Source organism: Actinomyces massiliensis 4401292, assembly GCF_000269805.1.
GTDB lineage: Bacteria > Actinomycetota > Actinomycetes > Actinomycetales > Actinomycetaceae > Actinomyces > Actinomyces massiliensis.
In genome coordinates this window covers 250,584-265,970 of sequence record NZ_JH711481.1, presented here as the reverse complement: position 1 = coordinate 265,970, position 15,387 = coordinate 250,584, and the positions used below count along the sequence as shown (strand labels likewise).

Here is a 15,387-nt window from a genome sequence, read left to right as displayed (position 1 = left end):
GTGGAGGTCAGTGTGATTCCGAGGTTCTGCTGTGCGGTCCGGGCAGCGCGGAGGGCTGAAGGTGTGCGGGGTGATCTTGAGGCGCCGAGGCCGGATTGATCGGGTCGCCCGGAGGGCTGAAGGTGTGCGGGGTGATCTTGAGGCGCCGAGGCCGGATTGATCGGGTCGCCCGGAGGGCTGAAGGTGTGCGGGGTGACCACTTCGCCGGGCGCAGCTGCGCTCGGCGGGCCGCCGGGCCGGCATCGTGGACCGCTTTCGGGCCGGTGAACCGGGCCGACCGCTGCCCTCAGCAGCCGAGGCCCGTCGCCCCGAGCGCTCCCTCGAGGCAGCCCAGGGCGGCGTCGGTCAGTGCGGGTCGGTCGCTCGCGAGGCAGCCTCGTGAGGTCCACTCCAGGCAGACGGTGTCGAGGAAGCCCAGATATCCCCACAGTGCGAAGGTGGTGCGCGCGTCGTCGGCGCCCCCGATCAGGGTGCGCAGTGCGTCGACCGAAGCCTCGCGCGCACGCCTGCGGACCTCGGCGGCCTCACTCGGCTCGTGGCCTGCGAGCATCTGATATGCGGCCCACCCGCGGGCTCGTTCGGCGATGAAGTCGAGGTAGACGCCGATCGAGGTGCGGATGCGGTCGCGGGCGGTGCTGCTGTCCGCCATGGCATCGGCAGCCTGCTGTGTGCGCTCGGCCAGGTCCTCGGCGTCCAGGGCGAGCACCCGGCCGTAGAGCCGGCCCTTGGTCGAGAAGTACTTGTGGACGAGAGCCTCCGAGGCCTTGGCCTCCCTCGCGATCGTGGACAGGGACACCTCCTCGTAGGACTGCGTGGCGAAGGCCCGCCTGGCGGCGTCCAGGATGAGCTGCCGGCGCTCGTCGGGGTCCATGCGCAGACGAGGACGGCGGTCGGATCTGGTCGGCATGGTTGCATTCTACTCATGCTAGTGAGTACCCTCACTAGCATGAGTAGTGAGGGTACTGGAATAACTGAAGCGGGCGATCGGGGCCTCCCAGCATGGGTCGAGCACGGCATCTGGTGGCACGTCTATCCCCTGGGCGCCACCGGAGCCCCGATCCGGCCGGCCGGCCCAGCCGACGGGGCGCCCGCACCCCGTCTCGAGAGCCTCGTCGAATGGCTCGACTACCTCGTCGACCTGGGCGCCAGCGGTCTGGCACTCGGGCCGATCTTCGAGGCGAGCACCCACGGGTACGACACCACCGACCACTTCCGCATCGATCCGAGACTCGGCGACGACGCCGTCTTCGACCGCCTCGCAGAGGCCTGCCGGGACCGGGGCGTGGCGCTCATGCTCGACGGCGTCCTCAATCACGTGGGCACGGCCCACCCGCTGTTCCGGGCCGCTGTCGCCGGCGGCGGCGAGCGCCGTCTCTTCTACTTCGACGGCCCGGGTGATTCCGGCTCCCCAACAGGCTCGCCCGGGTACGCAGTCTTCGAAGGGCATGAAGGACTGGCGGTGCTCAACCATGACAACGACGAGGTCGCCGATCTCGCCGTATCCGTCCTGTCTCACTGGCTGGGGCGGGGCGCCTCCGCCTGGAGGCTCGACGCGGCGTATGCGGTTCCGCCGTCCTTCTGGGCCCGGGTCCTGCCGCGGGTCCGCAGCGAGTTCCCCGACGCCTGGTTCGTCGGAGAAGTCATTCACGGGGACTACGCCGGCATCGTCGAGCGCTCCTCCATGGATTCACTAACCCAGTACGAGCTGTGGAAGGCGATATGGAGCTGCCTGCTCGATGAGAACTTCTTCGAACTCGATTGGTGCTTGAACCGCCACAACGCGTTCCTGGATGCCTTCGTGCCGTTGACCTTCGTCGGGAACCACGACGTCACCCGCCTCGCCAGCCGCATCGGCGACGCCAAGGCTGCGCTCGCCGTCACGATCCTGCTGACCGTCGGGGGGATCCCCTCCATCTATTACGGCGATGAACAGGCCTTCCGCGGCGTGAAAACGGATCGCCCGGGAGGCGACGACGAGGTCCGCCCGGTGCTGCCTCCCGGGCCCGAGGGCCTCTCGCCCCTCGGCGACTGGCTCTACCGGTGGCACCAGGCTCTTATCGGGCTGCGGCGTCGTCACCCGTGGCTCGTGCGCGGCCGTACCGAGCGCATCGCCCTGGAGAACCGGTTCATGCAGTACGACGCCGTCGGGGGCCAGGGGCGGCGCATCCGGGTGCGCCTCAGCCTCGACCCGGTACCTCGGGCGGAGGTGGAGGCGCCGGGAGAGCCGGCGCTCGTGATGGAGCACGGGAGCTGATCACGGTCGGGCGGGCCGTGGGCGGCGGGCAGCGGGCCACGGTTGATGAGGCCCGGACGGCGGAGGGTCAGAGGACTTCGTCGGGTCCGGGCATGAGAATCCAGGCCAGGACGTAGGCGACCCACATCGGGCCCGGCAGCAGGGCCAGGGCGAGGCAGCCAAGGCGCACGATCGTGGGGCTCACGCCCCAGTACTCGGCCAGGCCGCCGCACACGCCCACCAGCAGATGGTTGCGCGAGCGTCGGGGGAGAGTGGAGCGCCAGCTCTCGGTACGGGCGGACAGGTGCGGGTCGGACGGGTAGTGCTGCGTCATGGGTCAATCGTGTCGTACTCCGGCCCCGGCCGGTATCCGGGAGTCCCCTGAAACCTCCCTGGTTGGTTTCGATGCGCCGCGGACGGAGCGTCCGGACCGATCTCGAGGCGGAAGTGGACCGATCTCGGTGCGGGGTACGACCGATTTCGAGGCGGAAGTGGACCGATTTCGGTGCGGAGTACGACCGATCTCGAGCCGGAAGTGGACCGATCTCGGCGAAGGGGCGGGCGGCGGGAGGAGCGAGTCAGACCGAGGGCTCAGCCGTCGGGGGCTGCGCCGTGGCCGCGGCCCGCGCCGCCGACGGCGCTGCCCGGGCGATGCGATCCAGCTCGGCGTCGCCGTGCGCGGCCGAGACGAACCAGGCCTCGAAAACGCTCGGAGGCAGCGCCACCCCCGCCTCCAGGAACGCATGGAAGAAGGGCCCGAATCTCCAGCATTCCTGGGCGCGCGCCTCGTCGTAGTCGCGCACCCCGCGCGCGGCGGCATCGGGACCGAACATGATCGAGAACAGCGAACCCGAGCGCTGCACCCGGTGCGCCACCCCTTCGGCGTCCAGCGCCGTACTCACAACCTCCCCGATCTCCCGGGCGCGCCGCGCGACAGTCGCGTAGACGGCGTCATCGGCCAGGGTGAGCGTCGCGATTCCCGCCGCAGTCGCCAGCGGATTGCCGGAGAGCGTGCCCGCCTGGTAGACGGGCCCCAGCGGGGCGAGCAGGTCCATGACGTCGGCCCGGCCCCCGAGGGCCGCCAGCGGCATCCCGCCGCCCACCACCTTGCCGAAGGTCAGCAGGTCCGGAACCCAGGCGGCCCGCTCGCGCCAGTCCGCCCCCGGCCACGACGGCGCGGAGGCCGCCGCTGCCGCGGCAATGTTCGAAACGCTTCCGGGAACATCGGCCGACCATCCGTCCAGGGACTCCAGGCCCCAGAACCCGGCCGGACCCACGCGGAAGCCGGTGAGCACCTCGTCGGCGATCATGAGGGCGCCGTGGGCCGCCGTCACCCGCCTCACCGATTCGTTGAAGCCGGGCACGGGCGGAACGATCCCCATGTTCGCGGGCGCGCTCTCGAGGATGACGGCGGCGATGTCGTCGCCGCGCATCGTGAAGCACTGCTCCAGGGCGGCGACGTCGTTATAGGGCAGCACGATCGTCTGCGCCGCCACCGCCTGCGGCACCCCCGCGGAGCCGGGCAGGCCGCCGGTGGCCACCCCTGATCCGGCCGCCGAGAGCAGCCCGTCGCTGTGCCCGTGGTAGCAGCCGGCGAACTTCACCACCAGGTCGCGGCCGGTCGCCCCGCGCGCCAGGCGGACGGCCGTCATGGTCGCCTCGGTGCCGGTGGACACGAAGCGCACCCGTTCGGCCGCGGGCACGCGTTGCCGTACCGCCTCGGCCAGCTCGGTCTCGGCGGCGGTCGGCGCCCCGAAGGACAGGCCGCGGGATGCCGCCTCCCGCACGGCCTCGACGACGCTGGGATGGGCGTGACCGAGCAGCGCCGGGCCCCACGAACCCACCAGATCGACATAGTTGCGCCCCTCGGCGTCGAAGACATGCGCGCCGCGAGCGCCCGTGATGAAGGCGGGCGTTCCGCCCACAGAGCCGAAGGCGCGCACGGGGGAGTCCACTCCTCCGGGGATGACGGCGCGGGCGGCGTCGAAGAGGGAGGCGTTGGTGAGTGGAGTCGAGTGCGAGGGCGTCATCGTTCCTGCTGTCATGGGTCGGACGGCGCACCGGCCGGTTCTGGGCCGGGCCGGGCCGATGTGCCGTCGGTGGCGGATGGTTGCTACTCGGACTCTACTGGGAGTCGGCCCGTCCGCCGGCTCATCGGGCGTCGCGGCGAGGCCCGCGGATACGCGATACCACCGGGGTGCTGCGACGGAGTGCCTTCAAGGGCGGCGCAGATTCGCGCGCCCTGCGGTCGCCTTCGGCACTCCCGGACGCTCCCGGACGCCTTTGGGGCCAACCGTCCGCAAGCGGGGGTCGGTTGCTGAGCTGGGCCTGCCTCCTGAGTTCCGACCAGGCGGGCCGCGGGGTCGAGGCTTCCCGCACGACTTGCTTGAAAGCACCGTCGAGAAGGCGCGCCTCGTCGGGAGCGTGGCGGCAGTGGTCGGCTGCAGCCAGTCGGCCCAGGCTCGTCTTGGCGCCGAGCAGGACGAGAGCCTGAAGCGGGATGCGCCCGGCACCGGGACGCATCGCGGGCCAGGATCGGCAGAGCTTCTGGCAGCTGCCCGCACTGCATCACTATCACTGCATCACTACGACGACGAGGTCGTAGACGTCGTCGGGGACGAGCTCTGCGATGACGCGCACGCGGTCCACGGTGGTGCGTCGCTGGAGATGGTGGCGGATGACGAGCCCATTGCGTTCCAGCTCGCGTTTCCGACGTCCCCGGGCTAGGGATGCGAGGACCGTGCCGAGGCCATGAAGCCGGCATGGTGAGATTCGCGAGGGGGAGGAAGGAGAGGAGACGGCCCGGAAGGTGAACGTACCTTTCCAACACGAGCGGACCTTTCTCCCATCCTTCTGGGGGTAAAGCTCAGAAAAATGGGAGAAAAGTACGTTCGCTCAACGAAGGTACGCTCACGCCGTCAATAGCAGTTGACATTCAGGGCGGCCCGCCCGACCCGGTCCGCTCCCCGTCGGAATCAGTCGTCGAAGTCGGGCTGGATCGCGGCGGGCCGGCCCTACTGATGCCGGCGTGTGCCGGGGTGCTCGACAAGCTCTGCAAAACCGCCGTCCCGCGCCGAGATCGGTCCACTTCCGGCTCGAGATCGGTCTGATTAGCCCGGCCGACCTGACGTCGAGGCGCGCACGACGAGGTCGAGGGCGAAGGCCACATGCCGCACCTCAGAACCGTCGGCGAGCAGCAGGTCCGCAGCAGCGCGACCGATCTCGACGCGGGTTACGACCGATTTCGGTGCGGAACTCGACCGATCTCGAGCCGGAGTACGACCGATTTCGGTGCGGAACTCGACCGATCTCGAGGGGATTAGCGGGTTCGTGGCTCAGCCGAGCCCTTCGGCGATGTCGCGCGCCCAGTAGGTCAGCACCGTATCCGCGCCCGCGCGCACGATCCCGAGCACCGACTCGGCGATGACGCGCTCGCGGTCGATCCAGCCGTTGGCGGCGGCCGCCTCGACCATCGCGTACTCGCCGCTGACCTGATAGGCGGCCACCGGCACGGGGCTGGCGGCGGCGACGTCGGCCAATACGTCCAGGTACGGCCCGGCCGGCTTGACCATGACCATGTCCGCGCCCTGCTCGACGTCGAGCATCGCCTCGCGCAGCCCCTCGCGTCGATTGGCCGGATCCTGCTGGTAGGTGCGCCGGTCGCCCGTGAGGGTGGATCCCACGGCCTCGCGGAAGGGCCCGAAGTAGGCCGAGGCGTACTTCGCCGAGTAGGCCAGGATGGCGACGTCGTCGCGCCCGGCCGCGTCCAGGGCGGTGCGGATCGCCGCGACCTGCCCGTCCATCATGCCCGAGGGCGAGACCATGTGCGCCCCCGCCTCCGCCTGACTCACCGCCATCGCCTGGTAGAGCGCCAGGGTCGAGTCGTTATCGACCTCCCCGGCGCGCGGTCCCGGCCCGGGGCGCACGAGCCCGCAGTGGCCGTGGCTGGTGAACTCGTCCAGGCACGTGTCGGCGCACACGACGACCTCGTCGCCCACCTCGGCGCGGACCGCGGCGATTCCGCGGTTGAGGATGCCGTCCTCGGCCCAGGCCCGGGAGCCGGCCTCATCGCGGACGGCGGGCACCCCGAACAGGTCGATCCCCCCGACGCCGGCCTCGGCGGCCGCAACCGCCTCGCGGCGCAGCGAGTCCAGGGTGTGCTGGACGACGCCGGGCATGGCGCCGATCGGGACCGGCTCGGCAATGCCCTCGCGCACGAAGACGGGCAGGATCAGCTGGGCGGGGCTGAGGCGCGTCTGGGCGATCAGTCCCCGCAGGGCGGGTGTGCGCCGCAGACGCCGGGGCCGCACGATGGGCGCCGCCGGTGCCGGAACGCCCCGGCTCGTGAGTACGCCGGCGGCCGGTGAGGCGGCCGGATCGCGCGGATCGGGCAGGGGGCCTGTGCGGTCGGTCGGAGGATTGGTCATGAGTGCCTTCTTGTACGGGCTTGTACGGGGTCGGATGCCTGGGGGACCTGGGTGATGAGCCTGAATCAAGCGGACGGTGCAGCAATAGCGGCGATGGCGGCGGCCCGAATGCCGGGTGGGGTGGGCGAGTCGGCGACGACGTCGACGACGTAACCGGCCTCCCCGGCCGAGGCCGCCGTCGGATGCCCGAGGGCCACCACTCGCGTGGAGGCCGGCGGCAGCCCGACGAGTCCGGCCAGCGCCCGGCTGGAGGAGCCCGCCGTGAGCACGACGGCGTCGAAGGCCCCCTCCGCCCAGCGCTGGGCGAAGCCGTCGGGCAGCTCGGCCGGGTCCAGCGGTTCCATGGTGTAGACCGACACCTGGTCCACCTCCCAACCGGTCGCGGACAGTCCGTCGATCAGGGCGGTGCCGCGCAGCGCGGAGCCCGGGAGCAGGATGCGCCTCGCCGCACCGGTGGCGCCCGGCTCCGGGCCGGTCGATAGGGGCTCGAGCTCCAGAAGTGCTGCCGATGAGCCGGTTGCCACGAGGTCGGCGCGGCGCCCCAGCGCCCGTTCGACGAAGCGGGCGGTGGCGGCCCCGACGATGGCCAGGCCGGTGGCGGCGGGCAGGCCGGTCAGGTCGATGTGGGCCAGTGTGCGAGGTGAGGACACGATGAGCCAGGAGTACGCTCCGGAGGCCAGTGCGGCTCCGGCGCGGTCCCGCGGCTCGGGAGGGCCGGCGATCGTGCGGGTCACCTCGACGGCCTCGACCTCGGCGCCCGCCGACCGCAGTCCGGCGGCCAGCGCGTCCTTCCTCTTGACCCGCGGCAGCAGGATGCGGCGGCCGGCCAGCGGGCCGCGCCGTGCGGATCCGGCGGAGCTCGTGACGAGTCCGGGGACGCCCTGGGGCGCTCCCGCCTCGCTCACGGCCGACCTCTTCTCGTCGGAAGGCCGGCGTGCAGGTCGGTGATCGTGTCCGCGCCCGCAGCGAGCAGGGCCTGCGCGACGTGCGCTCCCAGCACGTCGGCCTCATCCAGGTGCGCCGTCGCCGACTCGCGCAGCACGGTGCGGCCGTCGAGCGAGGCCACGACCGCCTGCAGGCGCAGGGTGTCGCCGCCCGCCACGGCCGGCATCGCCATGGCCCCCACCGGGGCGGCGCAGCCCGCATCGAGTTCGGCCAGCACGGCGCGCTCAGCGGTCACGGCCGCCCGGGTGTCAGGGCTGTCGAGGTGGGTCAGAACCTGTGCCAGTTCGGGGTCCTCCCGCTCCAGTCCCTCGCGTGTTTCCACGGCGAGCGCCCCTTGTCCCGCGGCCGGCACCATGACCGGGTCCTCTCCATCGGTGCCGGCGGGCAGGATCTCGCTGACGTGACCGCCCAGTTCGAGGCGCTGCAGGCCGGCCAGGGCCAGGACGACGCCGTCGAGATCCGGTTCGCGCGCCGCGCCCATGGGACCGTCCTCCCGCACGCCCTTGCCGAGGACCCGCGACAGGCGGGTGGGCACATTGCCCCGCATGGGCACGATCTGCAGGTCGGGGCGCGCGGCCAGCAGTTGTGCGGCGCGCCGCGGAGAACCCGTTCCGATGCGTGCTCCGGGTGCCAGCTGCGCCAGACGGCGGCCGTCGGCGCCGCCCACGGTGCACAGGGCGTCGCGAGGGTCCTCCCGCGGCGGCACCGCGGCGATGCGCAGCCCGGGCACCGGAGTCGTGGGCAGGTCTTTCAGGGAATGAACCGCCAGGTCGCAGTCGCCGTCGAGCAGCGCCTCGCGCAGCGCCGCCGCGAATGCCCCAATGCCGCCGAGCTCCGTCAAGGAGGTCGGGTCCGCGTCGCCCAGGGTGCGGATCTCAACGATCTTGACGGCGAGGTCGAGGCCGAGTTCGGCCGCTCGCTGCGCGATCATGTGGGCGACGAGCCCTGACTGGGTGATGGCGAGCGCCGAGCCGCGTGTACCGAGTCTGACGGTCCGGGTCGCGGTCCTGGTCGCGGGCTTTGTCACAAGTCACTCCTCTTAATGAATCGACGCTGAGGCTACCGGCAGGCTACCTGCGTCGGCACCTGTCATGGCAATGGTCTGTCGGCGGGCGTCCTCGACGACGGCGGCGATCCCCGTGCCGGCGACCCACGCTCCGGTGAGCACGAGGCCGGGGATCCCCTCGAGTCGGGCGCGCAGGCGCTGCACGCGCTCGCGGTGGTCGGGGGCGGCGGGCGGGAGCGTGCCGTCCCAGCGCACCAGGGCGGAGTCGATGACGTCGTCCGGGGCGATCCGCCTGCCGGTGAGGACCCGGATATCCGCCAATGCGCGATCCAGGTCCACATCGGGCCGCGATTCGCCGGGGCGCCCGTAGGACAGGCGCAGTGCGTGGACGTCCGGGCCGTGCCGGGCGGCCAGCTCCGTTCCGATCCACGGCCATTTCACGCTCAGGTGCGACAGGGCCTTGGCCCGCACCGGGCAGGACTCCGCCTCGGCCACCAGCAGGCCCGAGCCCACCGGTGCGCCCTCCAGGTCCGGGACCCGCGCCACGAGCATGAAGCGGGCGATCGGGGCGCCGACCGGGATTGATGGGATCGACGGGATTAACAGGCCGGCGCCGGTGCATCCCGCGCCGTCGAGCAGTCGTCGGGCGGCCGGCGCCGAGCAGGCCAGCACCACGCGGGGCGTGCGCACGATGCGGACGGGACCGGCGGGAACCGGTTCGTCGGAGGGGGTCGCGCCGCGGCGCGTGGGGGCGATGGCCGTATCCCAGAGGGGCCGGGTGCCCGGCGCGTCAGCGGATTCGCCGCCCGTTCCGGCGGCGGCCGGCCGCAGCCATTGCGCACCGGTGCGCGTGAGCACGCGGCCTCCCGCGTCCTCGACGGCGGAGCGCAGGGCGTCGGTCAGGCGCGAGAGCCCGCCGGCGATCGTCGCGTCCGCCTTCCGCCCGCGGGCCCGCCGTCGCTCCAGAGCCTCGGCGACGGCCGCCTGCAGCGATCCCAGACGGGCGGTGGCCGCCCGCAGCCCCGGGATGACCGTGTCCGCGGCGAGTGCGGCCGGGTCGCTGGAATGGATGCCCGCGACGATCGGACCCACGAGGCGGTCGAGCACGGCGTCGCCCATCCGCGCCCGTACGAAGGACGCCAGGTCCGCCGGATCGCCGGGGCGCGTCCCGATGTCGCCCAGGTGGGCGTCCCGAGCCGCCCGCTCGGCGGCGGCCGGGCCGATGAGGGCGACGACGTCGTCGGCCAGGGGGTGGGCGGGGATTCCGAGGACGGCGTTGCGGACGAATCGGTGCAGTCGCCACCCGTGGGCCGGGTCGTCGGCTGATGGGGGCGGCTCCGGCTCGTCGGGGCGCGGAGGCAGGAAGAGATGCGCCCCGCCGCCCTGGGGGCCGATGACCTCCAGGCCCAGTGCTTCTGCCATCGAGATGACCGCGTCGCCCCGCATGGCGAAGCCCTCTGCCCCCAGGTCCATCCGCACTCCGGCGATCATGCCCGCCGCGACGAGCCCCCCGGTGTACCCGCGGGCCTCGACGAGCAGGGGTCGCAGTCCTGCGCGGGCCAGTTCCCAGGCGGCCGTCAGTCCGGCGATACCACCGCCGACGACGAGGGCGTCCCAGTGCTCGACGGGTTCTCCGGCGTCCGAGCGGTCGGATGGCTCAGGACGCGTCAGACCGATCTCGGTGCGGAAGCGGACCGATCTCGACGAATTGCCGGGGCGCTCCGCGGCGCCGTCGGGGGGAGTCGTCATTGTTCTGTGCAGTCCTGTCGATGGAACAGGCCGGAGAATGAGGCCAGGGACGATTGCGGGAAACAATTGTAGGAGACCAGAAGGTGCTGTGCGCCTTAGCCGGAGGTCGTAGAAAAACTGTACAGGTGATCTTGCGAATGGCGCTGGCGCGAGCGTTGACGTCATGCGGCTGATTCGTTAGCTTTCAGTTGTGAGTTCCCTGGCTCCTGATAATGCTGCGTCCCGTGGCCCCGTGTCGTTGTCCGACGGCGCGCCTGAGGCCCTACCCGCCGCATCGGCAGACACAGCTGACTCGGCGGACTCAGCCGACGCAGGAGACGCAGCGTCAGCAGAGGTGTTGGAGCCAGCGGGCACGTCAGGGCCGGCAAGATCGTCGGCCTCGTCGACACCGCCAGTGCTATCGACGCCTTTGGCGTCATCGGCGCGAGGGCGACTGTCGCGCCGGTGCATGCTGGGATGGCTGGCCGGAGGCGTGGTTGTCGCCGGCGGGGGCCTGTACTGCTGGGCCTACGGACCCGCGGGGTACTTCACCAGGGACAGGGTCAAGCTGCGGGCACTCAGGGCCGATCCGATGTCCTCGACCACGCTGCTGGGGCTGCGGGCATTCGGGGTCGAGGAGACCGAGCCGAGCAGCTGGTTCTCGATCGAGCCCTTGTCACGGATGCGTCTGACCCGCCGCTTCCAGGAGGACGGCTCCACCTCGGAGGATCTCATGGGCCGACTGGTCGCCTATGCGCAGGAGCAGGGATGGGCCGCCGATCCCGATCCTTCGTTCCCCTCGATGTGGATCGGCGGCCGCCCCGGCCCCCTGAAAGGGGCGGCGATGGGACTGTCGATTACCCGGTACCCGCAGGCCCCTCCGACGGATCCGCTCTCCACCATTGTCCAGGTGGAGCTCTTCTATTAGGGCCGCCACGAAAGCCGCGCTGGTAACTCATCGCTCTTCTCCTCCGACCTTCCCTACGAAAGATCCCTGATGAACCTGATAGAACGATCTCGTGCTCTTGTACCTGCACGGATTTCTGCACGGATTCCTGCGCTGACCCCAGTCCTATTGCTTCTCGCGCTCCTGGGGCCGCTATCAATCGCGGCGCCGGTCGAGGCGGCTGTACAGGATACCGCGCAGAATGGCGTGAACAATGGCGTGGAGGATGAGCAGAACGTGACGCTGAACATCACTCTGCTCGGTGATTCCTATTCGGCGGGCAATGGTGCCGGTGACTATGAGCGGGAGGATCCGGGCGATTCGGGGGGAAAGGCGTACCGCAGCCGCAATAATTGGGCGCACCACTACGTGGACTGGCTCAATGCGCGCGGTGCGCACACGACCCTGACGAATCTTGCCCACAGTGGCAGTACGACGAGTGACGTCATGAACGGGCAGATCGGCAAGATGTCCGTTGACACCGATCTGGTGATGCTGACGATCGGCGGCAATGACGTGCGCTTCGGGGATATCGTCAAACGCTGCTTCTCGCTCGGATTCCGAAGCGCCTCGGGTTGCCGGGAGGTCGTCGAGAATGCGGATAGTCGTATGGAGAGCGAGGCCGTCGAGGGCGGTACGGCCGTGCCGAGCGTGAGAACGCAGACCAGGACAATTCTGGAGAAACTGGACGCGAAGCTGCCCGACGGTGCGCAGGTGGTGCTGGTGGGCTACCCGTATCTGTCGATGGACAAGGAGTATTCTCTCGCCGATGCGAGCGGCTCATATGATGCCGGCACTGGAGTGCGGAGCCTGAGCGATAAGGCGAAGGAGACTCAGTCGGCACTGGTCGATGAGTGGAATACGGTGCATTCCAGCACCCTGAAGGTCACCTACATCGATTCCACGCCGACCGCTTTCTCCGGTCACGAGCCCGATCCCTCGGCCGCTAGAAGGAACGATTACCGATGGATCAACGAATTCATGGAGACCGAGGGCGTCCGGGGGAATGACGGCAGAACGACATCGCGTTTCAGCCTCGATCCCAATATGTTCTACCATCCCAACAAGATCGGTCACGAGCAGATCGCCGAGCTGATCGAGGAGAAGGTCGGCGTGCCCGGTAATGCCGAGCCGGTCGCACCCGCGAATGCGGGTCTCGACCTGGTCTTCGCGGTGAATGCCGCGGACTCCATGGCCGACGACGTGGCCGCCGTGCGCGCGAGTATGCGCTCGATCGCGGATAAGGCCGCGGCGTCCTCATCCTCCTACCGCTTCGCGCTGGTCTCGTACGGGGGGCGTTCCCCCGATGATGCCGGTGGTCGATCGGCGCGCACTGATGTGGACTTCACCGCCGATCCGGCCGCCATCGAGAGCGGGCTGGACTCCTTGGAGTCCATGGCCCTCGAGGGCGGCGACGCCGGTCATGCCGGTGCCGTCGGCGATTCGAGTGCCCCGGCCTACTCCGGCGTCATGCAGGCGGTGGGCCTGAACTGGAGGTCCGAGGCCAGGAAGGAGGTGATCGTCGTCGGGGACGCCCCGGCCGATGACCCCGAGCCCGTCACCGGTTACACCACCGCCTCGGTGGCCCGGGCCGCCTACGAGGCGGACTCGGTCAGCATCTACGCCATCGGCGCCGGCACCGAAGGAGCCGGCGGCACTGGCGGCACTGCGGGCCCGTCCGGCTCGCCCGACGCCTCCGGCGCGTCCAGTGCCCTCGAACCGCTGGCCTCCGCCAGCGGCGGGAGCGTGGAGGACTCGAGCTCCCCTGATGATCTGGCCGGGCTGATCGACGGCGCCATGGCGGCGGAGACCTCCAAGCCCTTCGCCTGGATCCAGGGGGACTACGTCATCCAGGCCGGCGATTCGCTGACCATCGACGCTTCGGCCTCATACGCCGCGAGCGGCCAGATCGTCTCCTACGAGTGGGACTTCGACGGCGACGGCGCCTACGACCAGACCACCACCGCGCCCACGGTCGAGCATGCCTTCCCCGACGAGTTCGAGGGCGTTGTCGGGGTGCGCGCGACTCAGTCCGACGGGCTCAGCGCGATGGCGACCTCCCCGATCATGGTCACCGATGACGGCGATCAGACCCCGAGGGAATCGGACAATTGCCCCGACATCAACAACTGGGGGCAGACGGATGAGGACGCCGACGGCGTCGGGGACGAGTGCGACTCCTCCCCGGGCTTCCCGGACGAGGATGAGGCCGGGGTCAGCGAGGTCGCCGACGGCGCCTCCGCGCCCACGGATGATTCCGCCGATCCCGCCGATCCTTCTGATCCCGCCGCCGGTTCGCCCAGTGCCGTGCCCGCCGCCGATCGCACTGTTCCGGACGCCTCCTCCGCCCCGGTTGTTGCTGCGCCCGATGATGCCTCCGGCGCGCTGGGCGATTCCGCAGACCCCGGGATCGCCGTCGTCTCTCCGGTGGTCGTGTCGGTGCCCTCCTCGAGCAGTGCTGCCGGCGGGTCCGCCATGCTTGCGCGCACGGGCATCAGCGCCCCTGACGCGGCCCTGGCCGCAGCCCTGATCGTCGTCGGCGGCATCAGCATGGCCATGTGCATCCATCGTCGCAGCAGGAGATGATGGCTTCGTCCCGATCCCGCCGACGCTCTGGCGATGGCTGCGGGAGTCGCGAGAGTCCCGGAAATCCCGGAGGTCCCGGAAATCCCGGCCGGCCATCGCCGGTTCAGGAGTGCGCCGCGCCGTCCCAGCCGGCGAGTGCGGTGCGCTCCCACTCCTCCGAGCCGTGCACGCGGGCCACGATGCGGGTGAGCACATCCGGGTCCGTGCCCGGCGGCACGCCATGACCGAGGTTGACGATATGTCCGTCCGCGGCGGTTCCCGCCTCCAGGCAGGCATCCACGGCCGGCGCCAGGACCTCCCAGGGGGCGGCCAGGAGGGCCGGGTCGAGATTGCCCTGGACGACGACGGGCGACCGGTGCCGGTGCCGGTGCGGATGCTGGTGCTGCTGAGCATCGCGCCGCCGCCCGTCGTCGGCGCGCAGCTCGTCGATGGCCCACGCCAGATCCGTGCGGTCATCGATCCCGACGGCGCAGCCGCCGTCGTCTCCCGCGGACCGCATGTCCCTCAGGATCCGGGCCGTGCCCGTGCCGAAGTGCAGCAGCGGGACGCGCCCGCCGACAGTGGGCGAGACCGCCTGGCCGGCGATGTCCAGCGCCAGCGATGAGTAGGGCGCGACGCGGGCGCGGTAGTCCGCCGGCGAGAGCGAACCGGCCCAGGAGTCGAAGAGCTGGACGGCGCTGGCCCCGGCGCGCACCTGCGTGGCGATGAAGGCCCCGGTCACCCGGGCGCACCAGGTCATGAGGGCGTCCCAGGCCGCAGGGTCGGCGTGCATGAGGGTGCGCGCCGCCAGGTGATCCCGGCTCGGACGTCCCTCCACGAGGTATGCCGCCAGGGTGAAGGGCGCCCCGCCGAAGCCGATGAGGGGAGTCCACGAGGCCGGACCGCGGGACTCGGCCAGTCCGGCTCGGGCGCGCTCGCCCACCCCTGGGCGCCCGCCTGGGGCGCCGGGGGTCCCGAGCTCGCCGACGGCGAGGCGCACTCCGGTCTCGATGGCGCCTGCGCCCGCCTGCCCGATGGCGTCCTCCGCGTAGCGGTGCGCGATCAAGCGGGCGACGTCGTCGGGCGTGCGCACCGGCTCGTCGAAGACGGGGCCCACGCCCGGCTCGATTCGCACGCTCAGTCCGGCCAGCCGCAGCGGCACCATGATGTCGGAGAAGAAGACGGCGGCGTCCACTCCGTGCCGGCGCACGGGTTGAAGCGTGAACTCGGCGGCGAGGTCGGGATCGAGGCAGGCGTCGAGCATGCTCGTGCCGGCGTGCGTCCGGGCAGCCCGGTACTCCGGCAGGCTCCGGCCCGCCTGGCGCATGAACCACACGGGGGTGCGCGCGGGCCGCGCGCCCGTGAGTGCCTTGAGCAGGGGCGGCGCCGCATCCGCCGCGGAACCGCTCTCGCCCGAATTTGGTGAGGAACCGATCATGAAATCATCCTGAATGCATCCGAGGTGACACCTTGTATTGTTCGCGGATGTTAATCGACGTCTTTTCCTCGAGGCCTCCGCGACACTCGAGCGAGGGGC

The 15,387-nt window shown here is 70.9% G+C and carries 12 protein-coding genes; 4 read left to right on the top strand and 8 right to left on the bottom strand.

From position 1 onward, the window contains the following. Positions 1–286: 286 nt before the first annotated feature. The gene (locus W5W_RS0101150) at positions 287–907 is read right to left on the bottom strand and encodes a TetR/AcrR family transcriptional regulator (RefSeq protein WP_017194006.1); all 621 of its coding nucleotides are present in this window, start codon (positions 905–907) and stop codon (positions 287–289) included. A gap of 39 nt (positions 908–946) precedes the next feature. Between W5W_RS0101150 and W5W_RS0101145 the strand changes: the two genes are divergently transcribed. Then, a complete protein-coding gene (locus W5W_RS0101145) occupies positions 947–2,254 on the top strand; it encodes an alpha-amylase family protein (protein ID WP_017194005.1) in 1,308 nt (435 codons plus the stop codon). Between the two features lie 67 nt (positions 2,255–2,321). Here W5W_RS0101145 and W5W_RS0101140 read toward each other — a convergent pair whose 3' ends face one another. Continuing rightward, on the bottom strand, positions 2,322–2,567 hold the full coding sequence (locus W5W_RS0101140) for a PspC domain-containing protein (RefSeq protein WP_008731131.1): 246 nt from the start codon (positions 2,565–2,567) through the stop codon (positions 2,322–2,324). Positions 2,568–2,811: 244 nt separating this feature from the next. Beyond that, the gene (gene hemL, locus W5W_RS0101135) at positions 2,812–4,263 is read right to left on the bottom strand and encodes a glutamate-1-semialdehyde 2,1-aminomutase (protein ID WP_017194004.1); all 1,452 of its coding nucleotides are present in this window, start codon (positions 4,261–4,263) and stop codon (positions 2,812–2,814) included. 352 nt (positions 4,264–4,615) lie between these two features. On the opposite strand from hemL, the gene W5W_RS0101130 reads away from it, so the two are divergent. Beyond that, entirely contained in the window at positions 4,616–4,960 is a 345-nt protein-coding gene (locus W5W_RS0101130; RefSeq protein WP_017194003.1) for a hypothetical protein, read from the top strand. A gap of 608 nt (positions 4,961–5,568) precedes the next feature. Here W5W_RS0101130 and hemB read toward each other — a convergent pair. The 4 genes from hemB to W5W_RS15180 form a co-directional block, all read right to left on the bottom strand. Continuing rightward, positions 5,569–6,660, bottom strand: coding sequence for a porphobilinogen synthase (gene hemB, locus W5W_RS0101125; RefSeq protein ID WP_017194002.1), 1,092 nt, complete (start codon positions 6,658–6,660; stop codon positions 5,569–5,571). A 65-nt stretch (positions 6,661–6,725) separates the two neighbouring features. Further along, complete coding sequence (locus W5W_RS0101120; RefSeq protein ID WP_008731133.1) at positions 6,726–7,565, bottom strand: uroporphyrinogen-III synthase; 840 nt, start codon at positions 7,563–7,565, stop codon at positions 6,726–6,728. Beyond that, entirely contained in the window at positions 7,562–8,632 is a 1,071-nt protein-coding gene (gene hemC / locus W5W_RS0101115; protein ID WP_017194001.1) for a hydroxymethylbilane synthase, read from the bottom strand. The genes W5W_RS0101120 and hemC overlap by 4 nt, the downstream gene beginning before the upstream one ends. A 12-nt stretch (positions 8,633–8,644) precedes the next feature. Then, entirely contained in the window at positions 8,645–10,360 is a 1,716-nt protein-coding gene (locus tag W5W_RS15180) for a protoporphyrinogen/coproporphyrinogen oxidase (protein ID WP_017194000.1), read from the bottom strand. A 448-nt stretch (positions 10,361–10,808) separates the two neighbouring features. On the opposite strand from W5W_RS15180, the gene W5W_RS0101105 reads away from it, so the two are divergent. Beyond that, entirely contained in the window at positions 10,809–11,267 is a 459-nt protein-coding gene (locus tag W5W_RS0101105; RefSeq protein WP_008730404.1) for a hypothetical protein, read from the top strand. 255 nt (positions 11,268–11,522) lie between these two features. Then, positions 11,523–13,871, top strand: a complete 2,349-nt coding sequence (locus tag W5W_RS0101100; protein ID WP_238533214.1) for a GDSL-type esterase/lipase family protein — start codon at positions 11,523–11,525, stop codon at positions 13,869–13,871. A gap of 103 nt (positions 13,872–13,974) precedes the next feature. On the opposite strand, the gene W5W_RS0101095 is transcribed toward W5W_RS0101100, so the two are convergent. Then, entirely contained in the window at positions 13,975–15,288 is a 1,314-nt protein-coding gene (locus tag W5W_RS0101095; protein WP_017193998.1) for a uroporphyrinogen decarboxylase, read from the bottom strand. Positions 15,289–15,387: the final 99 nt, after the last annotated feature.

Coding starts and splice junctions, on each gene's coding strand:
- hemL (WP_017194004.1), bottom strand. CDS start 4,263: ATGACGCCCTCGCACTCGACTCCACTCACCAACGCCTCCCTCTTCGAC.
- W5W_RS0101140 (WP_008731131.1), bottom strand. CDS start 2,567: ATGACGCAGCACTACCCGTCCGACCCGCACCTGTCCGCCCGTACCGAG.
- W5W_RS0101105 (WP_008730404.1), top strand. CDS start 10,809: ATGCTGGGATGGCTGGCCGGAGGCGTGGTTGTCGCCGGCGGGGGCCTG.
- hemB (WP_017194002.1), bottom strand. CDS start 6,660: ATGACCAATCCTCCGACCGACCGCACAGGCCCCCTGCCCGATCCGCGC.
- W5W_RS0101145 (WP_017194005.1), top strand. CDS start 947: ATGAGTAGTGAGGGTACTGGAATAACTGAAGCGGGCGATCGGGGCCTC.
- W5W_RS0101150 (WP_017194006.1), bottom strand. CDS start 907: ATGCCGACCAGATCCGACCGCCGTCCTCGTCTGCGCATGGACCCCGAC.
- W5W_RS15180 (WP_017194000.1), bottom strand. CDS start 10,360: ATGACGACTCCCCCCGACGGCGCCGCGGAGCGCCCCGGCAATTCGTCG.
- W5W_RS0101095 (WP_017193998.1), bottom strand. CDS start 15,288: ATGATCGGTTCCTCACCAAATTCGGGCGAGAGCGGTTCCGCGGCGGAT.